We start from the raw sequence: 18,143 nt of genomic DNA on the forward strand, positions 1-18,143 counted from the left end.
TGGCAGACGCCCACCAGGACCCGCGCGGGCAGCGGATGCAGGCGAGGCCGAAGATAGCTACAATTGTTGGTCTGATTTTCTTGGGAATTCCATCGCCGACATGTCGAATACCACACGCCACCCGCGCAAGATCCTGGTCACCAGCGCCCTGCCCTACGCCAATGGCTCGATTCACCTGGGCCATCTGCTGGAGTACATCCAGACCGATATCTGGGTCCGCTTCCAGAAGAGCCGTGGCCAGGAGTGTTATTACGTCTGTGCCGACGATGCCCATGGCACCGCCATCATGCTGCGCGCCGAGCAGGAAGGCCTCAGCTCCGAAGCCCTGATCGAGCGCGTGTCGTGGGAACACCAGAATGACTTCGCGACGTTCGGCGTGGCCTTCGACAACTACCATTCGACCCACTCCCGCGAGAACCGCGAATTAAGCGAGCTGATCTACACGCGTCTGCGTGACAAGGGCCATATCGCCACCCGCGACATCGAGCAGATGTACGATCCGGTCAAGGGGCTGTTTCTCGCCGACCGCTTCATCAAGGGTACCTGCCCGACGTGCAAGGCCGAGGGCCAGTACGGCGACAACTGCGAAGCCTGTGGCGCCACCTACACCCCCGCGGAGCTGATCGACCCCGTTTCGGCGATCTCGGGTGCCACTCCCGAGGTGAGAAGTTCGACACACTTCTTCTTCAAGCTGCCCGACTTCGCCGACTTCCTGAAGCGCTGGATCCATGACGATCATGTCCAGCCGCAGATTCGCAACAAGCTCATGGAGTGGTTCGAGTCCGGCTTCAACGAGTGGGACATCTCGCGGGATGCACCCTACTTCGGTTTCGAGATACCCGATGCGCCCGGCAAGTTTTTCTATGTCTGGCTGGATGCGCCGATCGGTTATCTCGCCAGTTTCAAGAATCTCTGCGACCGCGAAGGCATCGACTTCGACAGCTTCTGGCAGCAGGACTCCGACGCCGAGATCTACCATTTCATCGGCAAGGACATCGTCTACTTCCACGCCCTGTTCTGGCCGGCCATGCTGCACGGGGCCGACCTGCGCACGCCCACGGCGGTCAATTGCCACGGCTTCGTCACCGTGAACGGCGCCAAGATGTCGAAGTCGCGCGGCACCTTCATCAAGGCCGCCACCTACGCCGAATATCTCAACCCCGAGTACCTGCGCTACTATTTTGCCGCCAAGCTCTCCTCGGGCGTCGACGATCTCGACCTCAACCTCGAAGACTTCGCCGCACGCGTGAACTCGGACCTGGTCGGCAAGGTCGTCAACATCGCCAGTCGCTGCGCCGGATTCGTCAAGAAACTGGGCGACGGGCAGCTCTCCCGCCATTGCGCCGAACCCGAAATGGTCGCTCGCTTCATCGCCGCCGGCGACACGATCGCCGAGGACTTCGAGGCCCGCGAGTTCGGCCGTGCCATGCGCAAGGTGATGGAACTGGCCGACGAGGCCAACACCTACATCGCCGAAAAAGAACCCTGGGTGCTCGCCAAGCAGGACGGTCGCGACGAAGAGGTCCTGGACATCTGCTCGGTGGGCATCAACCTGTTCCGTCAGCTGATGGTCTACCTGGCCCCGGTGGTCCCTGCCATGGCAGAGGGGGCGCGGCATTTTCTTCAGCTCGGCTCGCTGGACTGGCACAGCCGCCACGACCTGCTGGTCGGCCATGAGATTGCCAAGTTCAAGCCGTTGATGACCCGCATCGAACGCGACAGGATCGACGCCATGATCGAGGCGTCGAAGGAGGATCTGGTGGAAGAACAGAAACTCAAGGAAACCCCGAAAGGCCCTCTCGCCGACGACCCCATCGCCGACGAGATCACCTTCGACGATTTTGCCAAGGTGGATCTGCGCATCGTGCGTATCGCCAAGGCCGAGTATGTCGAGGGAGCGGACAAGCTGCTCAAGCTGACGCTGGACCTGGGCGGCGAGAATCGCACGGTCTTCGCGGGGATTCGCTCGGCCTACGCCCCCGAGGCGCTCGAAGGCCACTTGACGGTCATGGTGGCCAACCTGGCGCCACGCAAGATGCGTTTCGGTGTCTCGGAGGGCATGGTACTTGCCGCGGGCAACGAGGCGGGCATCTACCTGCTCGAGCCCCACACCGGCGCCGAACCCGGTCAGCGGGTGACGTGATCCTGTAGCCGAGAGGCAGCCGTGAGTCGCCACCTATCCTTGATCGATGCCATCGATGCCGAACTGCCGCAGACCCAGTGCGGTCAGTGCGGCCATCCGGGCTGTCGCCCCTACGCCGAGGCGATCGCCGCCGGCGGACCGATCAACGAATGCCCGCCCGGTGGCGAGGCCACCGTGGCGCGCCTGGCCGCCGTGACCGGGCGAGACGTCGTCCCGCTCGCGCAGCCGGCGCAATCGCCGTTGCTGGCGCGTATCCGCGAGGCCGAGTGTATCGGCTGTACCAAGTGCATCCAGGCCTGCCCGGTCGATGCCATACTCGGTGCCGCCAAGCGCATGCATACGGTCATCGAGGCCGAGTGCACCGGCTGCGAGCTCTGCGTGGCGCCCTGCCCGGTCGACTGCATCGATATCCTGCCGCATCCCGGCTGGGAAGACGCCCAAAGCAAGGCCGAGCGGCAAGCCTATCTCGCCAGACGCGCGGCTCTCGGACGTCGGCGCTTCGAGGCTCGCAACCGACGTCTGGCCCGGCAGGCAAGGGAGAAGCGCCTAGAGCGCCAACGCCGCTTGATACGTCAAGGCTCGCGGGCCAACCGCAGCGCCTCGGGCAACCCGTTCGAGCAGCGTCAGCGCCGGATGGCCATCAAGGCCGCAGAAGACGCGCAGAAGAGAGCCCGGCGGCAACTGGCCCATGCCGAACGTCAGCATGACGAAGACGCGATGGCCGCCGCTCGCCGGCAGCTAACACAGGCAAGTGACATGCTCGATAACGCGCGTGCCGCGCTCGATGCCCTTTCATCGTCACCAACCAGGTCACCAAGCGACAGTCCATGAACGCCCAGAAACGCCAAGCGATCTTCGCCCGCCTGCGCGAGCACACGCCCGAGCCCACCACCGAGCTTCACTGGGCGACCCCCTTCGAGCTGCTCGCCGCCGTACTGTTATCCGCCCAGGCGACCGACGTGGGCGTGAACAAGGCCACGGCCCGGCTCTTCCCCGTGGCCAACACCCCGGCGGCGATTCTCGAACTGGGACTCGACGGGCTCAAGGCGCACATCAAGACCATCGGCCTTTACAACACCAAGGCCGAGAACCTGATGAAGACCTGTCGCATCCTCGAGGAGACTCATGGCGGTGAAGTGCCTCGCACGCGCGCGGCCCTCGAGGCCTTGCCCGGCGTCGGGCGCAAGACCGCCAACGTCATCCTCAACACGGCCTTCGGCGAACCCACCATCGCGGTGGACACCCATATCTTCCGGGTCGCCAATCGCACCGGGCTGGCCAAGGGCAAGGATGTGGTCGAAGTGGAGCAGAAGCTCCTGCGCCATGTCCCCAGGGAATTCCGCCAGGATGCCCACCACTGGCTGATCCTGCACGGGCGCTACACCTGCGTGGCGCGCAAGCCTCGCTGTGGCAGTTGCGTGATCGAGGATCTCTGCGAATATCCGCACAAGGTCGAGATCACGGCATAAATTACGGCATAAGAAGCCGCCGGTAATGTGACGCCAGGGCCGGCCAGGTCCAGGCCGACATATCCAGACGCGGCGGGCGGCTCTCGGGGCGGATCAGCCAGTCCTCAAGCCGATCGATCAGTCCCTCGCGGCTCCCGTCATAGCGATAGGCCAAGGGGTAAAGTTCGGGAAAACACAGCCGATTCGGTACCAACGGCAAGGCGCCCCGCTGCGCGGCCTCCATGATCGAGAGCCCCTGGAACTCATGCCAGGTGGTCGACACCACGATGTCGGCCTCGTCCAGCAGCGCCCGATAGGCCTCGGCGGGCTGCGGCCCCCAGGCCACGACATGCCTCGAGAGCCGCTCGCGGGCCTGAGCGAAGATAGCCGGCTGGTCGCGAAAGCGCTGCCCCATCACCGCCAGCTCGAAACCGATGCCGCGTTCGCTGAGCGCAACGAGCGCGGCAAAGAAGTCCTCGGGGTTCTTGTCGTACTCCCAGCGATGATTCCAGACGATGCGCCCTCCTCCGTTAGGGTTCCCGCGTGAGCCAGACGATGCCAACGGCGCAGCGCCAGGATCGAGAGTCGTTTCGGAAGAAGTGTCGGAAAGGGTGTCGGAGACAGGATCGAGCGGCACCGGCAACACCCGGGCACGCTCGCGCAATCGTTCGAGGGGTTTGGCGGCGGGCAGGTTTTCCGGCAGTCGCTTGAGAAAGGCCCGCGCCCCATCGATGAAGCTGTCGCGGTTGTAGGCACTATTGAACACCACGACATCGGCAGCCAGTGCTGCATAAAGATTGACCATCAGCGCCTCGCCCCCGGGCTTCTGCTCCTTGGCAGCGGGATAGGCGAACTGGTTCTCATGGAAATAAACGATCTTTCTGGCGTGCGCCAGGTGCGGATACAGGCCGATCAGGGTGGCCAGATCGACCATCGAGGTGGCGAGCACCACGTCATATTCCTGCGCCAGGGTCGCATCTTCCTTGAGCATCCAGGTCAGCGGATTGCCGCGAATGCGCCAGCGGAAATGGCGTGGCGGAAGTTCAAGCAGCGTCCACTCAGCCTCATGCAGGCGTTCGGTCAGCCCACGCACCCAGTGGCGATGGCTGACCGCGGTATAGGCCGAGAGCAGCAGCACTCGCATCAAAAGCCCCGCGCTTCGAGCAGGTCGGCGAGTCTTTCCAGGGTCGCGAGGCCCTGAACATCGGAGGGCAGCCAAGGCAGACGCGGCCGCGACAGGTGACCCAGTTCATCATCGATACGCGCCAGATAGCCGGCTTCCTGCTCGCGCCGGGCGCGCAGGAAGTCACCGTCGGCCTCCTCGGGAATCACCCGGTTGACCAGGGTGCCCGCCACGGGAATGTTGGCGGCCTCGAGCGCCGCCACCGCACGGGTGGTCTCGAGGATCGGAAGCCGTTCCGGGGTCATGACGAACAGGAAGCTCGTTTCCTTGGCGTTTTCGATCCGCCGCCGTGCCCGGTGGAAGAGGCGGCGCCGTTCGATCAGGGTCCGCGCCACATCCTGGGTGCGCTCGTCGAGGTCGGCCAACGGATCCTCTTGAGGGTCGTCAAAGGGAGTGGCGACGTCTCGCCCACGCTTGGGCGTCAGGTGCGCGAGCACCTTGCCGAGCTCCTTGGACTTGCGATTGTGAGCCAGCAAGCCGTCGGTCCAGGCCGCCATGGTTTCGGGCAGGGTCAGCAGACGCAAGGTATGCCCGGTGGGCGCCGTATCGAAAATGACCAGGTCGTGGTCGACATCGTCGTCGATGATCAATCGCGATAGCCGCTCCAGCAGAGCGGCTTCCTGTGTTCCCGGCGACTGTCGGGTCAGGCGCATCTGACGCTCCAGCTCAGCCATCATCTGCGGGGCGGCAAAACGGCGCATCTGGGCAGTGACCCGCGCCAGATGGGCCTCGACCTCCACATCAGGGTCGATCTCCATGGCGTCCAGGTTGGGCAGCAGGCGACGCGGCGTGTCGCCAAGCTCGCGATCGAATACATCGCCCAGGCTGTGGGCGGGGTCGGTGGAAACCACCAGCACGCGCTTGCCACGCCGGGCGGCCAGCACGGCCAACGCTGCGGCAACGGTGGTCTTGCCCACCCCGCCCTTGCCGCCTACCCAGAGCAGGCGTTTTTCCAGTAGTTCTTTCATGCTGAGCTTCTTGGCCCGTGAATGGTGATCAACAGCTTGCGTCTCACCTACAGGCGCTAGCAACATCCAGGCGCTAGCAACATCTGAAATGATCTAGCGGCGAGTGCTCCATCCCCATGCGCCTGTGCCAGTCATGGAATCGCTCCAGCAAAAGGGGTTGCAGCTCCAGGGTGTAGTAAGCCGCCGGATTGGGCACACCCATCATTTCCGAGAACACCAGCAACATGAAGAGGTCGTCCTCGTCTCGCCGTGAGCGGGCAATGGTGCCACGGTAGCGGGCGGAGTAGACCTCCTCGGCAAAAAAGCGAGCCTGGCTGAGCCAGGCCCGCAGCCGCTCGCGACGAGAGTCATGCGCCCGATCATGATTGTCGTCATGCATCTCACTCTCCTTGCATCATCAAAGCTGCTTGCCCATCTCGGTGCGTGCACGCTTGAGCGCCTGGGCGCACTCCATGGCCACCAGGATGGCGGCGATCAGTACCACGATATCCACAATGAGCAGGAAGTAGTTGCCCTGATCGTAGAAGCTGCGCAGCTGGAGCAGCAGCGCCCCTATGGTCATCACCAGCAGGAAGCACAGCGGCACCAGGGTGAACCACATGGGACGACGCAGACGTACCAGCATCACGGTGACCACCAGCAGGGTGAGGCCTGCCAGCAGCTGGTTGGTGGTGCCGAACAGCGGCCAGATGATCATGCCACCGGACCCGTCGGGGCCGCCGGCGCCAAAGGCCAGCAGCAGGCAGCTGCCCACCGCCAGCAGCGTCGCCGTGGCGGGCTTCTTCATCCACGGCTGGTGATAGATTTCGCCCCATTCCTGGAAGATGTAGCGCTGCAGGCGCAGCCCGGTATCCATGGTGGTGCCGGCGAACAGCGCCGCCATCACCGTGAGCAGCGTCGCCGCCGTGGCTTCCGGCAGGCCGAGACCATGGTGGATCATGTAGGCGCCACCTTCGACAAAGGCGGTGACACCCCCGGCACCGAAGTCGGTGTACATCGCCTGCCAGTCGGCGAAGGTCGCGAAGCCAGCGGTGGCGGCGAGGATGGCAGCCAGCGCCAGCATGCCCTCGCCCACGGCCCCGAAGTAGCCGACGAAGCGCGCGTCCGTTTCCTTGTCAAGCTGCTTGGAGGTGGTGCCCGAGGAGACCAGGCCGTGGAAGCCCGAGATGGCCCCGCAGGCGATGGTGACGAACAACAGCGGGAATATCGGTGGCGTGCCCGCCGGCACATCGCTGTTGATCATCGGGGCGACCAGGTCGGGATTGAGCAGCAGGATGGCGCCATAGAGCACAATCAGGCCGATGAAGAGCTGCAGGCCATTGATGTAGTCACGAGGCTGCAGCAGCACCCAGACCGGCAACAGCGAGGCAATAGCCGCATAGCCGAACAGGATGAGTATCCATACCGCGTTGCCGGCCATGCCACCCACCTCTTCCGGCATCTGGATCGGGACCGAGGGGCCGATAAAGATCAGCGCATAGAGCGCCACCACCCCGATGATCGATACCACCGGCAGGCTCATCTTGCGTCGGTAAATCATCTGGCCGATGACCAGCGCCACCAGGATAGCGCCCCACACCGGAACCACGGCACTGGAGAAGTCCATCATCAGGCTGGCGATGACCACCGCGAACACCGCGTTGACCATCAGCAGTACCAGGAAGATGACGATCATGAAAATACTGCGCGCGCGCTTGCCCACCACGTCGCCGGTCAGCGCCCCGACGGACCTGGCCTTGTTGCGAACACTGGCCCAGATGGCTCCGGCATCGTGAATTCCGGCGAAGAAAATGGTCCCGAATATCACCCACAGAAAAGCCGGCAGCCAGCCCCAGATGACGGCAATGGCCGGCCCCACGATGGGGGCGGCCCCGGCCACCGAAGTAAAGTGATGGCCCCAGAGTACGTAGCGATTGGTGGGCACGAAGTCGACGCCATCCTCATATTCATGTGCGGGCGTCGTGTAATCGGGGTCGAGCCGATAGACCTTCTCGGCAATGAACTTCGAGTACAGAAAGTACCCGGCCGCCATCGCGGCCAGACCTAGAACCAATATGATAATGGCACTCATGGTGGAACTCCCTGGCTAAAACGGTCAGCAGTCATCCTTGTTGTTGTGAAGCGCTCTAGGGAACTCGGACGATCTTGCCTCCTCCTGTCCAGCGTTATACGGAATCGTCAATAAGTCCATGTTCAGGGGGCGCACGAGGAGTCAATTACATCAAAAGTCGTAGGGCCTTTGGCTTGGCCATCGAGACAGGCTGAAGCGGGCATTCCCCGCGACAAGAGTTGAATTGCAGGAACACTGACACCCCTGACGCTATAGTCTGCCGCCTTCGCTAGCGCCTGTCACAGCCAAGCTCAGCCAAGGGAGAACTCGCCACCCTGAGCCACGGCGCGCTGATAGGCGTCACGCGCCCGGCAGCGGGACAGGAAATCGCCGAGCTTCGGGTAACCCGCCAACCCTCCCCCGCCTTCAAGCGCCAGCACCGGAAAGCTCATCTGGATGTCGGCCGCACTGAAGGTTTCGCCGGCAAACCATGTAGCATGCGCGAGCTCGTTCTCCCAGTAATCCAGCAGGTCGCGGATCTGCGGCGTGAGAAACTGCTTCTCGACCCCGCTGGCAAACAGTCTGCCCAGGGGTCTCGCCAAGGCCGGCACCGGCGGCTTGCCGAGCTGGGCGAAGACGAGACGCATGACCAGCGGCGGCATCGCCGACCCCTCGGCATGGTGCAGCCAGAAACGGTAGCGCAGGCGTTCGTCGCTGCCTGCCGGCGGCATCAAGTGATTCCCACCATCGAAGCGCTCGACCAGATATTCCAGGATAGCGCCGGACTCGGCTATAACGCGGCCTTCGTTTGCCTCGTCGCTGATCACCGGCGACTTGCCCAAGGGATGCACCGCGCGAAGCGACGCCGGGGCCCGCATCGTCACCGGGTCGCGTCGATAGGTCACGACCTCGTACTCGGCCCCGAGCTCCTCCAGGCACCACAGCACGCGCTGGGAGCGCGAGTTTTCCAGATGATGCACCTTGATCATGCGTTTTCTCCACGAAGGCCAACGAGAGAAACCCTACCATCTTGACGCCGTTGGCACTCCTGCCAAGGTCGTCTTTGCTCACCAAGCGGTGACCACTAGACTGAATAACGAAACGCAACGTGATGCGGAACACCACGATAACGGCGCTTGATAACAACTACGCTTAACAACACCAAGACCCCATAATATCGCCAAGATGAAGCATTGTTGAAAACACAGCACACGAGAACAAGGAGAACGCCATGGCCAAGGTGCTGGTGGTGGACGATGAGCCCAACATCGTCCTATCGCTGGAATTCCTGATGCAGCAGGCCGGCCTGGACGTGGTGACCGCCGAAGATGGCGAAAGCGCCCTCGAGCGTGTCGCCGAGGGCGCCCCCGACCTGGTATTGCTGGATATCAGCCTGCCTGGTATCAGCGGCTTCGACGTCCTCGAGCGGCTTCGCCATGACCCCGACCACGCCCGCCTGCCGATCATCATGCTCACCGCCCACGGCCGTGAAGTGGAACGCGAGAAAGGCATGGCGCTGGGCGCCGACGACTATATTACCAAGCCCTTCTCGACCCAGGCGCTGGTCGACAAGGTCAAGACCCTCCTCGCCGAGGCGCAATGATGGCCCGCCGTTACAAGGGGTTGCCCAAACGCCAGCGCCTGGTCGGGCTATGGCTGCTGCTTAGCGGCATCAGCCTGTTTGGCGGGGCAGTGTTCGCCACCTGGCTGGATAGCCTGTTCACCCCACAGGGCATCGCCCGCTGGGTACTTTGGCTTGGCTGCTTTTCCGGCGGTGCCACCATCTTCCTGGTGGGCCTGCTGCTCGAGCGTCAGCTCTTCACCCCCCTGCGCCACCTGCAGGTGCAGCTGGCGCGTCTGGTGGCCAATCCCGATGCTCGCGACGACTATCCCCCCGAAGGCTGGCTGAAGAGCCTCGGCCCCGACTTGACGCGCATTCGCGAGGCCTGGCGAACCGATCGCGGTCTGCTGGCCACCGCCCATGCCGATGGCGCGCGCAGCGCCGCGCGGATCCGCCAGGAGCTCGAGACCCTGCTTCAGGTGCTCGAGACACCGCTGCTGCTCTGCGATCATCACCGTCGGCTGCTGCTGTTCAATCATGCCGCAGAAACCCTGTTCGAAGACCATAATGGCCTGGGGCTCGGCAAGCGGCTCGACGCCCTGCTGCCGGTAGCCAGCCTTCATGATGCGCTGGCCCAGATTCCTGACGACGGCACCCCCCGCGAGGTGCTGGTGCCCTGTGACGAGCGCTGGCTGCGGGCCGTGTTGCGCCGGGTGCCGGGCAGCAACGGCGAGACCCTGCTGACCCTGACCGACACGACGGCTTCATGGACCAGCGAGATGGGGGTGCGTACCGAGCTGGTCGACACCCTGCCGCTGCTGCGCCGACACAGCGCGGGGCTTACCAGCAGTGCCGACGCCCTGACCCAGCTGCGTCATGGCAGCGCCTCCGGTGAGCTGCAACAGCGCCTCGAGCGCGTGGTGGCCGAGGAAAGCCAGGCGCTGGGGGAAGGCATCGAGCGATTGAGTAAGCTGATCGATGAGATGCAGCGCCAGGGCGAGCGCCTGGCGCCCCTGTGGTCCAATGACCTCTGGAATGCCCTCAATGACTATCACGCCTGCGAGGGACGTCACGTCGTCCCGATCGGCATGCCCGCCTGGCTGAAAGGAGACGCCACGGGGCTGCTGGTGCTGCTTGCCTCACTGCTGGAGTATCTGGCGCGCCATGTCGATCAGACCGAGCTGGAAGGTGAAGTGTGCCTGGGCAACAAGCGTGTCTATCTGGACCTCATCTGGCGGGGTGAGCCGCTCGGGGAGCGTGCCCTGGCCGAGTGGCAGGACCAGCGCCTCGAGAGCCTGCCACTCGCCCCGCGGGTCGCCGACGTGTTGCGCCAGCACGCTAGCGACGCCTGGAGCCTGGCCGACCCGGACGGCGAGCATGCCCGGCTGCGCCTGCCACTGCCGGCCATGGACCGGGTCGGCGCACCGCGTGCCAAGCTTCCACCGCGTCCCGAGTTTCACGATTTCGGCATCGCCGAGTTACCCCCGCCCGATGCTGAGCTGGCGGCAAGATCGCTCAGATCGCTTGAGGTGGTCGCCTTTGACACCGAGACCACCGGCCTGGAACTGCGCCGCGGCGACACCGTGATCAGCATCGGCGCCTGCCGCGTGGTCAACCAGCGCTTGCTGGCCAGCGACACCTTCGATATCCGTGTCGATCCCGGGCGCCCGATTCCACCGGCCAGCACCGCGATCCACGGCCTGCGCGATGCCGATGTCGCCGGTGCGCCGCCATTGGCGGTGGCCTTGCCGCGCTTTCGCGACTACATCGGCGATGCGGTGATACTCGCTCACAATGCCGCCTTCGACCTGTTGGCCATACAGCCGCCGGGCGGCGGGATCGAGTTCGACATGCCGGTGCTCGACACCCTTCTGCTCTCGCGGGCACTCGACGAGGCGATCGATGGCCACGACCTCGATACCCTGGCCGAGCGTTATGGCCTGACCGTGCCTCCCGGCGCTCGTCATACGGCACTGGGTGATGCCCGCGTCACCGCCGAACTATGGCTCTCGCTGCTGCCACGGCTCGAGGCGCGCGGCATCGATACGCTGCAGGATGTCCTGCTGCTGCAGGCCAGCGCCTTCGACAAGGAGGATGCCAGCGCATGAACGCTCCCCGTCAGAAGGAGCGCCTGGTGGTCCTGATCGTGCTGGCCGTGGCGCTGTTCTCGCCGCCACTGTTGCTGCTGTTCGATACCCCGTCCCGGACCGGTCCGTCTCGTCTGCCGCTGTATATCTTCATCGCCTGGGCCGCGGTGATCGGCCTCGCCGCCTGGCTGATGGAACGGCGCCAAGAGGAGTGATCGCGTCATGAGGGGAGAGATGCTGGTGCTGGCGGTGGCCTTTGGCTACCTCGCCCTGCTGTTCGTGATCGCCGCCTGGGGCGATCGACGTGCCGAGCAGGGCCGCTCGCTGATCGGCTCGCCCACCGTCTATGCGCTCTCCATCGCCGTCTACTGCACCGCTTGGACCTTCTACGGCAGCGTCGGCCGCGCCGCCAGTGCCGGGCCCAGCTTCCTCTTGATCTATCTGGGTCCGACGCTGGCGATGCTGATGTCGCCCTTCGTGATCCGCAAGATGGTGCGCATCGCCAGCGCCCAGCGCATCACCTCGATTGCCGACTTCATCAGCGCCCGCTACGGCAAGAGTTCGAGCCTGGGGGCGCTGGTGGCGCTGATTGCGCTGGTCGGTATCACGCCCTACATCGCCCTGCAGCTCAAGGCGATCACCCTGAGCCATGCGGTGCTGGTCAACTATCCCGAGGCCGCTGAGCTACGGCTCGCCGAGGAAAGTTTCTGGAACGACAAGTCGTTCTGGGTGGCCCTGGTGCTGGCGGTGTTCATCATCCTGTTCGGCACCCGCCACCTCGACGCCAGCGAACGCCACGAAGGCATGGTGGCCGCGATCGCCTTCGAATCGCTGGTCAAGCTGGTGGCGTTTCTCTCGGTGGGCGTGTTCACGGTGTTCGTGCTCTTCAACGGCCCCGGCGACCTCTTCGCCCAGGTGGCCGCAGCCCCCGAACTGAGCGGCGCGCTGAGCCTCGATGCCGTGCCGGGCGGCGCCGTGGGCTGGGTGGGCACCCTGGTGCTGGCGTTCCTGGCGTTTCTGACCCTGCCGCGCCAGTTCCAGGTGCTGGTGGTCGAGAACGTCGACGAGCGTCACCTGACGCGCGCCAGCTGGCTGTTTCCGCTTTACCTGCTGGCGATCAACCTGTTCGTCATACCCATTGCCATGGCCGGGCTGCTGCTCGGCGATGCCGGCAGCGACCCCGACAGCTTCGTGCTGACGTTGCCGCTGTCGGCAGGGCTTGAGGGCCTGCCGTTGCTGGTGTTCATCGGCGGCCTGTCGGCGGCCACCGGCATGGTAATCGTGGAGACCATCGCGCTCTCGACCATGGTCAGCAACCAACTGGTGATGCCGCTGCTGCTGCGCTCGCCCCACCTGCACCTGGGCAGCCGCGGGGAGCTCGCCGGCTGGCTGCTGGGCATCCGGCGGGTCGCCATCGTGCTGATCCTGCTGCTGGGCTATCTCTATCACGCGCTGATCGGGGATTCCTACAGCCTGGTGACCATCGGGCTGGTGTCCTTTGCCGCCGCCGCCCAGTTTGCCCCGGCGATGCTGATCGGCATGTACTGGCGCGGTGCCAACCGCAACGGCGCCGCGCTCGGGCTGATCGCGGGGTTTCTGGTCTGGGCCTGGACGCTGCTGCTGCCGGGGTTCGCGCAGTCGGGCTGGCTCGGCGCAGGCTTTCTGGAAAACGGCCCCTGGGGCATCGGCTGGCTGCGCCCTTACGCACTGTTCGGGCTCGAGGGTTGGGACATCTATACCCATTCGCTGCTGTGGAGCCTCACCGCCAACGTCGGCCTGTTGGTGGGCGTCTCGCTGTTCTCGCGTCAGAGCCCGCTGGAACAGACCCAGGCGGCGCTGTTCACCGAGGCCATGCACCCCCGGCTGATGCAGACCTCGCTGTGGCAGGGACAGACCACGCGCGGCGAGCTCAGCGCCCTGCTCGACCGTTACCTGGGAGGCGCTGCCACCCGCCGTGTGTTTTCCGGGATAGCGATCGCCGAGGATGACCATCCCGCCCCGCCGGAATTGATCGCCCGCGCCGAGCAGGCGCTGGCCGGGGCGCTCGGCAGTGCCTCGGCGCGAGTATTGATCAACTCGGTGGTACGCGGCGAAGCCCTCGATCTGGACGCCATCCTGAGCATTCTCGACACTACCTCGGAGACCTTGGAGGTCAACCGGCGCCTGGAGCAGAAGTCCCGCGAGCTGGCGCGTACCAGCGAGGAATTGCGCGCCGCCAATGAGCGCTTGCGCGAGCTCGACCGCCTCAAGGACGAGTTCATCGCCATGGTCAGCCATGAGCTGCGCACCCCCCTCACCTCGATCCGCGCCTTCGCCGAGATACTGCACGATGGCAAGAACCTGCCCGAGGAGAAACGCCTGCACTTTCTCGACGTGGTGGTTCGCGAGAGCCAGCGGCTGTCCCGGCTGATCGAGGAGATACTCGACCTCGCGCGTCTGGAGAGTGGGCGCATGACGCTCGACCCACGACCGCTGGACCTGGTCGAGCTGGCGCAGCACAGCGTGGATGCCGTCCATCGTCTCCAGGAAACGCGGGGCGTCAATCTGGAAGTGGACATGGCGGTCAGCGCGGCCCCGGTGATCGGCGACCCCGACCGCCTCGAGCAGGTGATCATCAACCTGCTCGACAATGCCGGCAAGTTCGCCGCCGACGAGTCGCCGCGCGTGCTGCTGCGCCTGGAGCGCTACAAGGATCATTTCCGCCTCAGCGTGGAGGACAACGGCCCCGGCATTGCCGACGACGAGCGTGAGCGCGTGTTCGAGAAGTTCCATCAGATCCAGCGCCAGGACAGCGGCGAAACCCGCGGCCGGCCGCGTGGCAGCGGCCTGGGGCTGCCGATCAGCCGCGGCATCGTGGCCCACCTGGGGGGACGCCTGTGGGTGGAGAGCGCGCCGCATCTGGGAGGCGCCTGCCTGGTGATGGAGCTGCCCGACGCCCCGGACGCCCCAGATACGGAAGCGGCCACGCCACCCGCGCCGGCTAGCCCCGCACCTGCCTGATCACCGCCTGGATCTGCTGAAGGTCGTGACGCAGCAATAGGCGCTCGTCTTCAGCGAGACGCGCGCCGTTTATCCATCCATCCGGCGTGCGGCCCTCGGCCAGTGCCATGCGCTGTTCCGCGAGCAGCAGCCCCTGAAGGCGCGCCAGTGCCACCGTCAACGCACGGGCGCGCTCGGTGTCCAGCACGTCACGCATGACCAGCGCCGTCAGACGCGAGCGCGTATCGGGAGGCGTGACGCCATGGCGCAGCGACATCAGGCGCACGGCATTGACCAACGGCAGCACGCCGCGGTGCTTGAGATTGATCGCCCGTTCGTGAGGTGCGCCCTCGCCGCCGCTGGCCAGACGGCCGAAGCGGTCCAGCGCGACCGGTGTTTCGAGCAGCAGCGCGGCCATCTCGTCGAGAAACAGGTGAGCGTGGGGCAACCGTCTCGCTACCCGGTCCGCCAACGCCTCAGCGAGGGCCGGCTCGCCGTACACGGGGTGAAAATCAAGCAGAATATTGGCCTGCTGGACACGCTTGACGCGCCGGTCTGCCGTCCATAGCGCCAATTGCTCGCTCCACTCCGACAGACGCTTGCGCCACATCGGGAAGCGCGCCATCACATGTCCCTGACACAGCGGGATGCCGGCCGTATCGAGGCGCTGGGTGAAACGCTCGCCAAGCGCCTGGAAATAGCCGTCGATTTCGGTGTGCCGTGCGTCAGGGTAGTCGGCGATAATCATGGCATTGTCCTGGTCCGGCCCCAGCAGGCTCTCGTGGCGGGCCACCGAGCCCAGAGTCAGCACGCAGAACGCCACCGGAGGCGGCCCCCAGCCCTGCCCTTGCATCTCGTTGAGGGATAGCTCGACGGCACGCCGGTAGAGCCAGTCGTTGTGGTCGCTGATCAGCTGACTGATGCGCCAGGCGGGAAGGTCGAGACGATCCAGCGCCTCGACGAGTTCGGCTTGCCAACGGTGCGCCTCGGCAAGACTGGGGGTAGGGCCGAGGGCGTTCAGGGCATCGCGTAGCGGAGTGAGGACCGACGGCCAGGCGCCAAGCGCTGACGGGAAATCGCCGGTAAAGAGGGTTCGCCAGGGCGAGGCGCGATACAAGAGGCGCATGGGCGCTCCGAATCAGCGAGTCTTGAACAGCTCGTCGCCGATTTCATCGATCAGCCGCTGCGCCTTGCTGACCATCAACTGATCGCAGGCTTCGCGACCGGGTACCATGTCGGAGCGCTCGAAGCGATGCTCGAGCAACTGCGCTCCCTCATCGTCATCGCCGGGAAGCGGCTTGCGGATCCAGCCGCTGACTCGATACTGGCCGCCCTGATCGTCGGGTTCCGAAACGATCAGGTAGCCCTTGTACTCCACCGGCTCGGCGGCCCGGCGCGCCGGGCTCTTGTCATCACCCGCGCCGAACAGGCCGGAGAGCAGCTTCTTCAACATGGCATCAGTCCTGCTGGCGTCCCTTGCCGGCGGCGATCCGCAGGCGCAAGGCGTTGAGCTTGATGAAGCCCTCGGCATCCTTCTGATCGTAGGCGCCGGCATCATCCTCGAACGTCGCAATCGACTCGTCGAACAGCGACTGGTCGGACTTGCGACCCGCCACGGTGGCACCGCCCTTGTAGAGCTTCATGCGTACCACGCCGGACACGTTCTTCTGGGTCTCGTCGATGGCCGCCTGCAGCATGCGCCGCTCAGGGCTCCACCAGTAGCCGTTGTAGATCACCTCGGCGTACTTCGGCATCAACTCGTCCTTGAGATGCGCTTCCTCGCGGTCGAGCGTGAGAGACTCGATGGCACGATGGGCGCGCAGCATGATGGTACCGCCGGGCGTTTCGTAGCAGCCCCGCGATTTCATGCCCACGTAGCGGTTCTCGACGATATCGAGACGACCGATGCCGTTATCGCCACCCAGCTTGTTGAGCGTCTCGAGCACCTCGTGGGGGCGCATTGGCGTGTCATCGATGGCGACGATGTCGCCCTTGGCGTAGGTCAGCTCCACATAGGTGGGCTGGTCGGGCGCGGTTTCCGGCGACACGCTCCAGCGCCACATGTCTTCTTCGGCCTCGGCCCAGGGGTCCTCGAGAATGCCGCCCTCGTAGGAGATGTGCAGCAGGTTGGCGTCCATGGAATACGGCGACTTCTTCTTGCCACTGGAGAAGTCCACCGGGATATCGTGCTGCTGGCAGTAAGCCATCAGCTTTTCACGTGAGGTCAGGTTCCATTCGCGCCACGGCGCGATCACCTTGACACCGGGCTTGAGCGCGTAGGCCCCCAGCTCGAAACGCACCTGATCGTTGCCCTTGCCGGTCGCACCATGCGAGATGGCGTCCGCGCCGGTCTGGTTGGCGATCTCGATCAGGCGACGAGCGATCAATGGCCGAGCGATCGAGGTACCGAGCAGGTATTCGCCTTCGTAGAGGGTATTGGCACGAAACATCGGATAGACGTAATCGCGCACGAACTCCTCGCGCAGGTCCTCGATGTGGATTTCCTTGACGCCCAATGCCTGCGCCTTGGTACGCGCCGGCTCGACTTCCTCGCCCTGGCCGATGTCGGCAGTGAAGGTCACGACTTCGCAGTCGTAGGTCTCCTGCAACCACTTGACGATGACGGATGTGTCCAGGCCACCGGAATAGGCCAGCACGACCTTCTTGACATCGGACATTAAGGGCTCCTCGTTGGAATCATTGGCGTTGAAATCAGTGACGTTACCGCGCGTCATGTGTCAGCCATTATAGCGCGGTGAGGGGGCAGCGAATACCGGCCGCAGGACGCCAGGAGGCCAAACTGCTAGACTGGCCGCGCTCCAGCGGCGACCTTGATCGAATCGCACTGACGGTGCGCGAGAGGATGAGGCAAGACCGAAGGCCATAACAACACGGGCAAGCGAAGACGCGAGAAGCGCGAGCGAAGACTAAGGAGAGGCGAATGAGCGAGGCGAGCGCCCGCGAACTGATGGCCCAGCGATTCCGCAGTTACCTGCCGGTGGTGGTCGACCTGGAAACCGGCGGCTTCAACCCCGAGCGCGATGCGCTGCTGGAGATCGCCGCCGTGACCCTGACCATGGAGGCCGACGGCAGTCTGAAACCCGACGCCACCTATGCCTACCACATCAAGCCCTTCGCAGGGGCCAACGTGGAGCAGTCGGCACTGGACTTCACCGGTATTCGGCTCGATGACCCGCTGCGCCAGCAGGTCGCCCTGTCCGAGGCCGAGGCGCTGGGCGAAATCTTCCGTTCGGTACGCAAGTCCATCAAGGCTCATGGCTGCACGCGTGCGGTGCTGGTCGGCCACAACGCCGCCTTCGATCATGGCTTTCTCAATGCCGCCGTCAATCGCTGCGGCATCAAGCGCAACCCCTTTCATCCCTTTTCGAGCTTCGACACCGCCTCGCTTGCCGGCCTGGTCTATGGGCAGACCGTGCTGGCGCGGGCGTGCCGCGTCGCCGGCATCGACTTCGACAACAACGCCGCCCACTCGGCGCGCTATGACACCGAGCGCACCGCCGAGTTGTTCTGCGCCATGGTCAACCGCTACCGCGAACTCGGCGGCTGGAGCCTGGCCCAGAAAGAACAAGGGCTCGTTGAAGACTGACCCGTCTGCAGAAACGCAAAAAAGAATCGAGTAGGAGGGGGAATTGCTTCCCCCGTCCTCTCACACCACCGTACGTACGGTTCCGTATACGGCGGTTCATGAAGAACGAGTAAGCCC

At 64.6% G+C, this 18,143-nt stretch carries 16 protein-coding genes; 8 read left to right on the plus strand and 8 right to left on the minus strand.

Features of this window, described 5'->3' with window-relative positions:
* Positions 1–100: 100 nt before the first annotated feature.
* The 3 genes from metG to nth are packed head-to-tail and all read left to right on the plus strand — an operon-like array spanning position 101 to position 3,612.
* Positions 101–2,143 carry a methionine--tRNA ligase gene (gene metG / locus BM341_RS15380; protein ID WP_089796943.1) on the plus strand — a complete coding sequence of 681 codons (2,043 nt, stop codon included), beginning with the start codon at positions 101–103 and terminating at the stop codon, positions 2,141–2,143.
* A gap of 21 nt (positions 2,144–2,164) precedes the next feature.
* On the plus strand, positions 2,165–2,974 hold the full coding sequence (locus BM341_RS15385; protein ID WP_089796944.1) for an RnfABCDGE type electron transport complex subunit B: 810 nt from the start codon (positions 2,165–2,167) through the stop codon (positions 2,972–2,974).
* The gene (nth, locus tag BM341_RS15390) at positions 2,971–3,612 is read left to right on the plus strand and encodes an endonuclease III (RefSeq protein ID WP_089796945.1); all 642 of its coding nucleotides are present in this window, start codon (positions 2,971–2,973) and stop codon (positions 3,610–3,612) included. Before BM341_RS15385 ends, nth begins: the two co-directional genes overlap by 4 nt.
* Position 3,613: 1 nt before the next feature.
* On the opposite strand, the gene BM341_RS15395 is transcribed toward nth, so the two are convergent.
* The 5 genes from BM341_RS15395 to BM341_RS15415 all read right to left on the minus strand — a co-directional run bounded on the left by BM341_RS15395 (position 3,614) and on the right by BM341_RS15415 (position 8,781).
* Complete coding sequence (locus BM341_RS15395; RefSeq protein WP_089796946.1) at positions 3,614–4,735, minus strand: tRNA-queuosine alpha-mannosyltransferase domain-containing protein; 1,122 nt, start codon at positions 4,733–4,735, stop codon at positions 3,614–3,616.
* Positions 4,735–5,742, minus strand: a complete 1,008-nt coding sequence (locus BM341_RS15400; RefSeq protein ID WP_089796947.1) for an ArsA family ATPase — start codon at positions 5,740–5,742, stop codon at positions 4,735–4,737. The genes BM341_RS15395 and BM341_RS15400 overlap by 1 nt, the downstream gene beginning before the upstream one ends.
* Positions 5,743–5,815: 73 nt before the next feature.
* Positions 5,816–6,121, minus strand: a complete 306-nt coding sequence (locus tag BM341_RS15405) for a cory-CC-star protein (RefSeq protein WP_089796948.1) — start codon at positions 6,119–6,121, stop codon at positions 5,816–5,818.
* An 18-nt stretch (positions 6,122–6,139) separates the two neighbouring features.
* Positions 6,140–7,813, minus strand: a complete 1,674-nt coding sequence (locus BM341_RS15410; RefSeq protein WP_089796949.1) for a carbon starvation CstA family protein — start codon at positions 7,811–7,813, stop codon at positions 6,140–6,142.
* Between the two features lie 290 nt (positions 7,814–8,103).
* Positions 8,104–8,781, minus strand: a complete 678-nt coding sequence (locus BM341_RS15415) for a glutathione S-transferase family protein (RefSeq protein ID WP_089796950.1) — start codon at positions 8,779–8,781, stop codon at positions 8,104–8,106.
* A gap of 242 nt (positions 8,782–9,023) precedes the next feature.
* On the opposite strand from BM341_RS15415, the gene BM341_RS15420 reads away from it, so the two are divergent.
* Genes BM341_RS15420 through BM341_RS15435 form a run of 4 tightly spaced genes read left to right on the plus strand, consistent with a single transcriptional unit; the run spans position 9,024 to position 14,440 of the window.
* Positions 9,024–9,395, plus strand: coding sequence for a response regulator transcription factor (locus tag BM341_RS15420; RefSeq protein WP_089796951.1), 372 nt, complete (start codon positions 9,024–9,026; stop codon positions 9,393–9,395).
* Positions 9,395–11,461 (plus strand): 3'-5' exonuclease, encoded by a 2,067-nt coding sequence (locus BM341_RS15425; protein ID WP_089796952.1) that lies wholly within the window; start codon positions 9,395–9,397, stop codon positions 11,459–11,461. The genes BM341_RS15420 and BM341_RS15425 overlap by 1 nt, the downstream gene beginning before the upstream one ends.
* Positions 11,458–11,655, plus strand: a complete 198-nt coding sequence (locus tag BM341_RS15430; RefSeq protein WP_089796953.1) for a hypothetical protein — start codon at positions 11,458–11,460, stop codon at positions 11,653–11,655. Before BM341_RS15425 ends, BM341_RS15430 begins: the two co-directional genes overlap by 4 nt.
* A 7-nt stretch (positions 11,656–11,662) precedes the next feature.
* Positions 11,663–14,440 carry a sensor histidine kinase gene (locus tag BM341_RS15435; RefSeq protein ID WP_089796954.1) on the plus strand — a complete coding sequence of 926 codons (2,778 nt, stop codon included), beginning with the start codon at positions 11,663–11,665 and terminating at the stop codon, positions 14,438–14,440.
* On the opposite strand, the gene BM341_RS15440 is transcribed toward BM341_RS15435, so the two are convergent.
* Genes BM341_RS15440 through BM341_RS15450 form a run of 3 tightly spaced genes read right to left on the minus strand, consistent with a single transcriptional unit; the run spans position 14,421 to position 17,097 of the window.
* Positions 14,421–15,545 carry a DUF294 nucleotidyltransferase-like domain-containing protein gene (locus BM341_RS15440; protein WP_089796955.1) on the minus strand — a complete coding sequence of 375 codons (1,125 nt, stop codon included), beginning with the start codon at positions 15,543–15,545 and terminating at the stop codon, positions 14,421–14,423. The genes BM341_RS15435 and BM341_RS15440 overlap by 20 nt on opposite strands.
* A gap of 12 nt (positions 15,546–15,557) precedes the next feature.
* The gene (locus tag BM341_RS15445; RefSeq protein WP_089796956.1) at positions 15,558–15,872 is read right to left on the minus strand and encodes an HlyU family transcriptional regulator; all 315 of its coding nucleotides are present in this window, start codon (positions 15,870–15,872) and stop codon (positions 15,558–15,560) included.
* Positions 15,873–15,876: 4 nt separating this feature from the next.
* Positions 15,877–17,097, minus strand: coding sequence for an argininosuccinate synthase (locus tag BM341_RS15450; protein ID WP_089796957.1), 1,221 nt, complete (start codon positions 17,095–17,097; stop codon positions 15,877–15,879).
* 263 nt (positions 17,098–17,360) lie between these two features.
* Here BM341_RS15450 and rnt point away from each other — a divergent pair, with 263 nt between their 5' ends.
* Positions 17,361–18,026, plus strand: coding sequence for a ribonuclease T (gene rnt / locus BM341_RS15455; protein WP_089796958.1), 666 nt, complete (start codon positions 17,361–17,363; stop codon positions 18,024–18,026).
* Positions 18,027–18,143 lie beyond the last annotated feature (117 nt).

Source organism: Halomonas korlensis (assembly GCF_900116705.1).
Taxonomy (GTDB): Bacteria; Pseudomonadota; Gammaproteobacteria; order Pseudomonadales; family Halomonadaceae; genus Halomonas; species Halomonas korlensis.

What these genes read in the sequence shown, in the direction of transcription:
- BM341_RS15430 (WP_089796953.1), top strand. Translation starts at nt 11,458, where the DNA reads ATGAACGCTCCCCGTCAGAAGGAGCGCCTGGTGGTCCTGATCGTGCTG.
- BM341_RS15440 (WP_089796955.1), bottom strand. Translation starts at nt 15,545, where the DNA reads ATGCGCCTCTTGTATCGCGCCTCGCCCTGGCGAACCCTCTTTACCGGC.
- metG (WP_089796943.1), top strand. Translation starts at nt 101, where the DNA reads ATGTCGAATACCACACGCCACCCGCGCAAGATCCTGGTCACCAGCGCC.
- BM341_RS15400 (WP_089796947.1), bottom strand. Translation starts at nt 5,742, where the DNA reads ATGAAAGAACTACTGGAAAAACGCCTGCTCTGGGTAGGCGGCAAGGGC.
- BM341_RS15420 (WP_089796951.1), top strand. Translation starts at nt 9,024, where the DNA reads ATGGCCAAGGTGCTGGTGGTGGACGATGAGCCCAACATCGTCCTATCG.
- BM341_RS15415 (WP_089796950.1), bottom strand. Translation starts at nt 8,781, where the DNA reads ATGATCAAGGTGCATCATCTGGAAAACTCGCGCTCCCAGCGCGTGCTG.
- nth (WP_089796945.1), top strand. Translation starts at nt 2,971, where the DNA reads ATGAACGCCCAGAAACGCCAAGCGATCTTCGCCCGCCTGCGCGAGCAC.
- rnt (WP_089796958.1), top strand. Translation starts at nt 17,361, where the DNA reads ATGAGCGAGGCGAGCGCCCGCGAACTGATGGCCCAGCGATTCCGCAGT.
- BM341_RS15410 (WP_089796949.1), bottom strand. Translation starts at nt 7,813, where the DNA reads ATGAGTGCCATTATCATATTGGTTCTAGGTCTGGCCGCGATGGCGGCC.
- BM341_RS15425 (WP_089796952.1), top strand. Translation starts at nt 9,395, where the DNA reads ATGGCCCGCCGTTACAAGGGGTTGCCCAAACGCCAGCGCCTGGTCGGG.
- BM341_RS15450 (WP_089796957.1), bottom strand. Translation starts at nt 17,097, where the DNA reads ATGTCCGATGTCAAGAAGGTCGTGCTGGCCTATTCCGGTGGCCTGGAC.
- BM341_RS15435 (WP_089796954.1), top strand. Translation starts at nt 11,663, where the DNA reads ATGAGGGGAGAGATGCTGGTGCTGGCGGTGGCCTTTGGCTACCTCGCC.
- BM341_RS15395 (WP_089796946.1), bottom strand. Translation starts at nt 4,735, where the DNA reads ATGCGAGTGCTGCTGCTCTCGGCCTATACCGCGGTCAGCCATCGCCAC.
- BM341_RS15405 (WP_089796948.1), bottom strand. Translation starts at nt 6,121, where the DNA reads ATGCATGACGACAATCATGATCGGGCGCATGACTCTCGTCGCGAGCGG.
- BM341_RS15445 (WP_089796956.1), bottom strand. Translation starts at nt 15,872, where the DNA reads ATGTTGAAGAAGCTGCTCTCCGGCCTGTTCGGCGCGGGTGATGACAAG.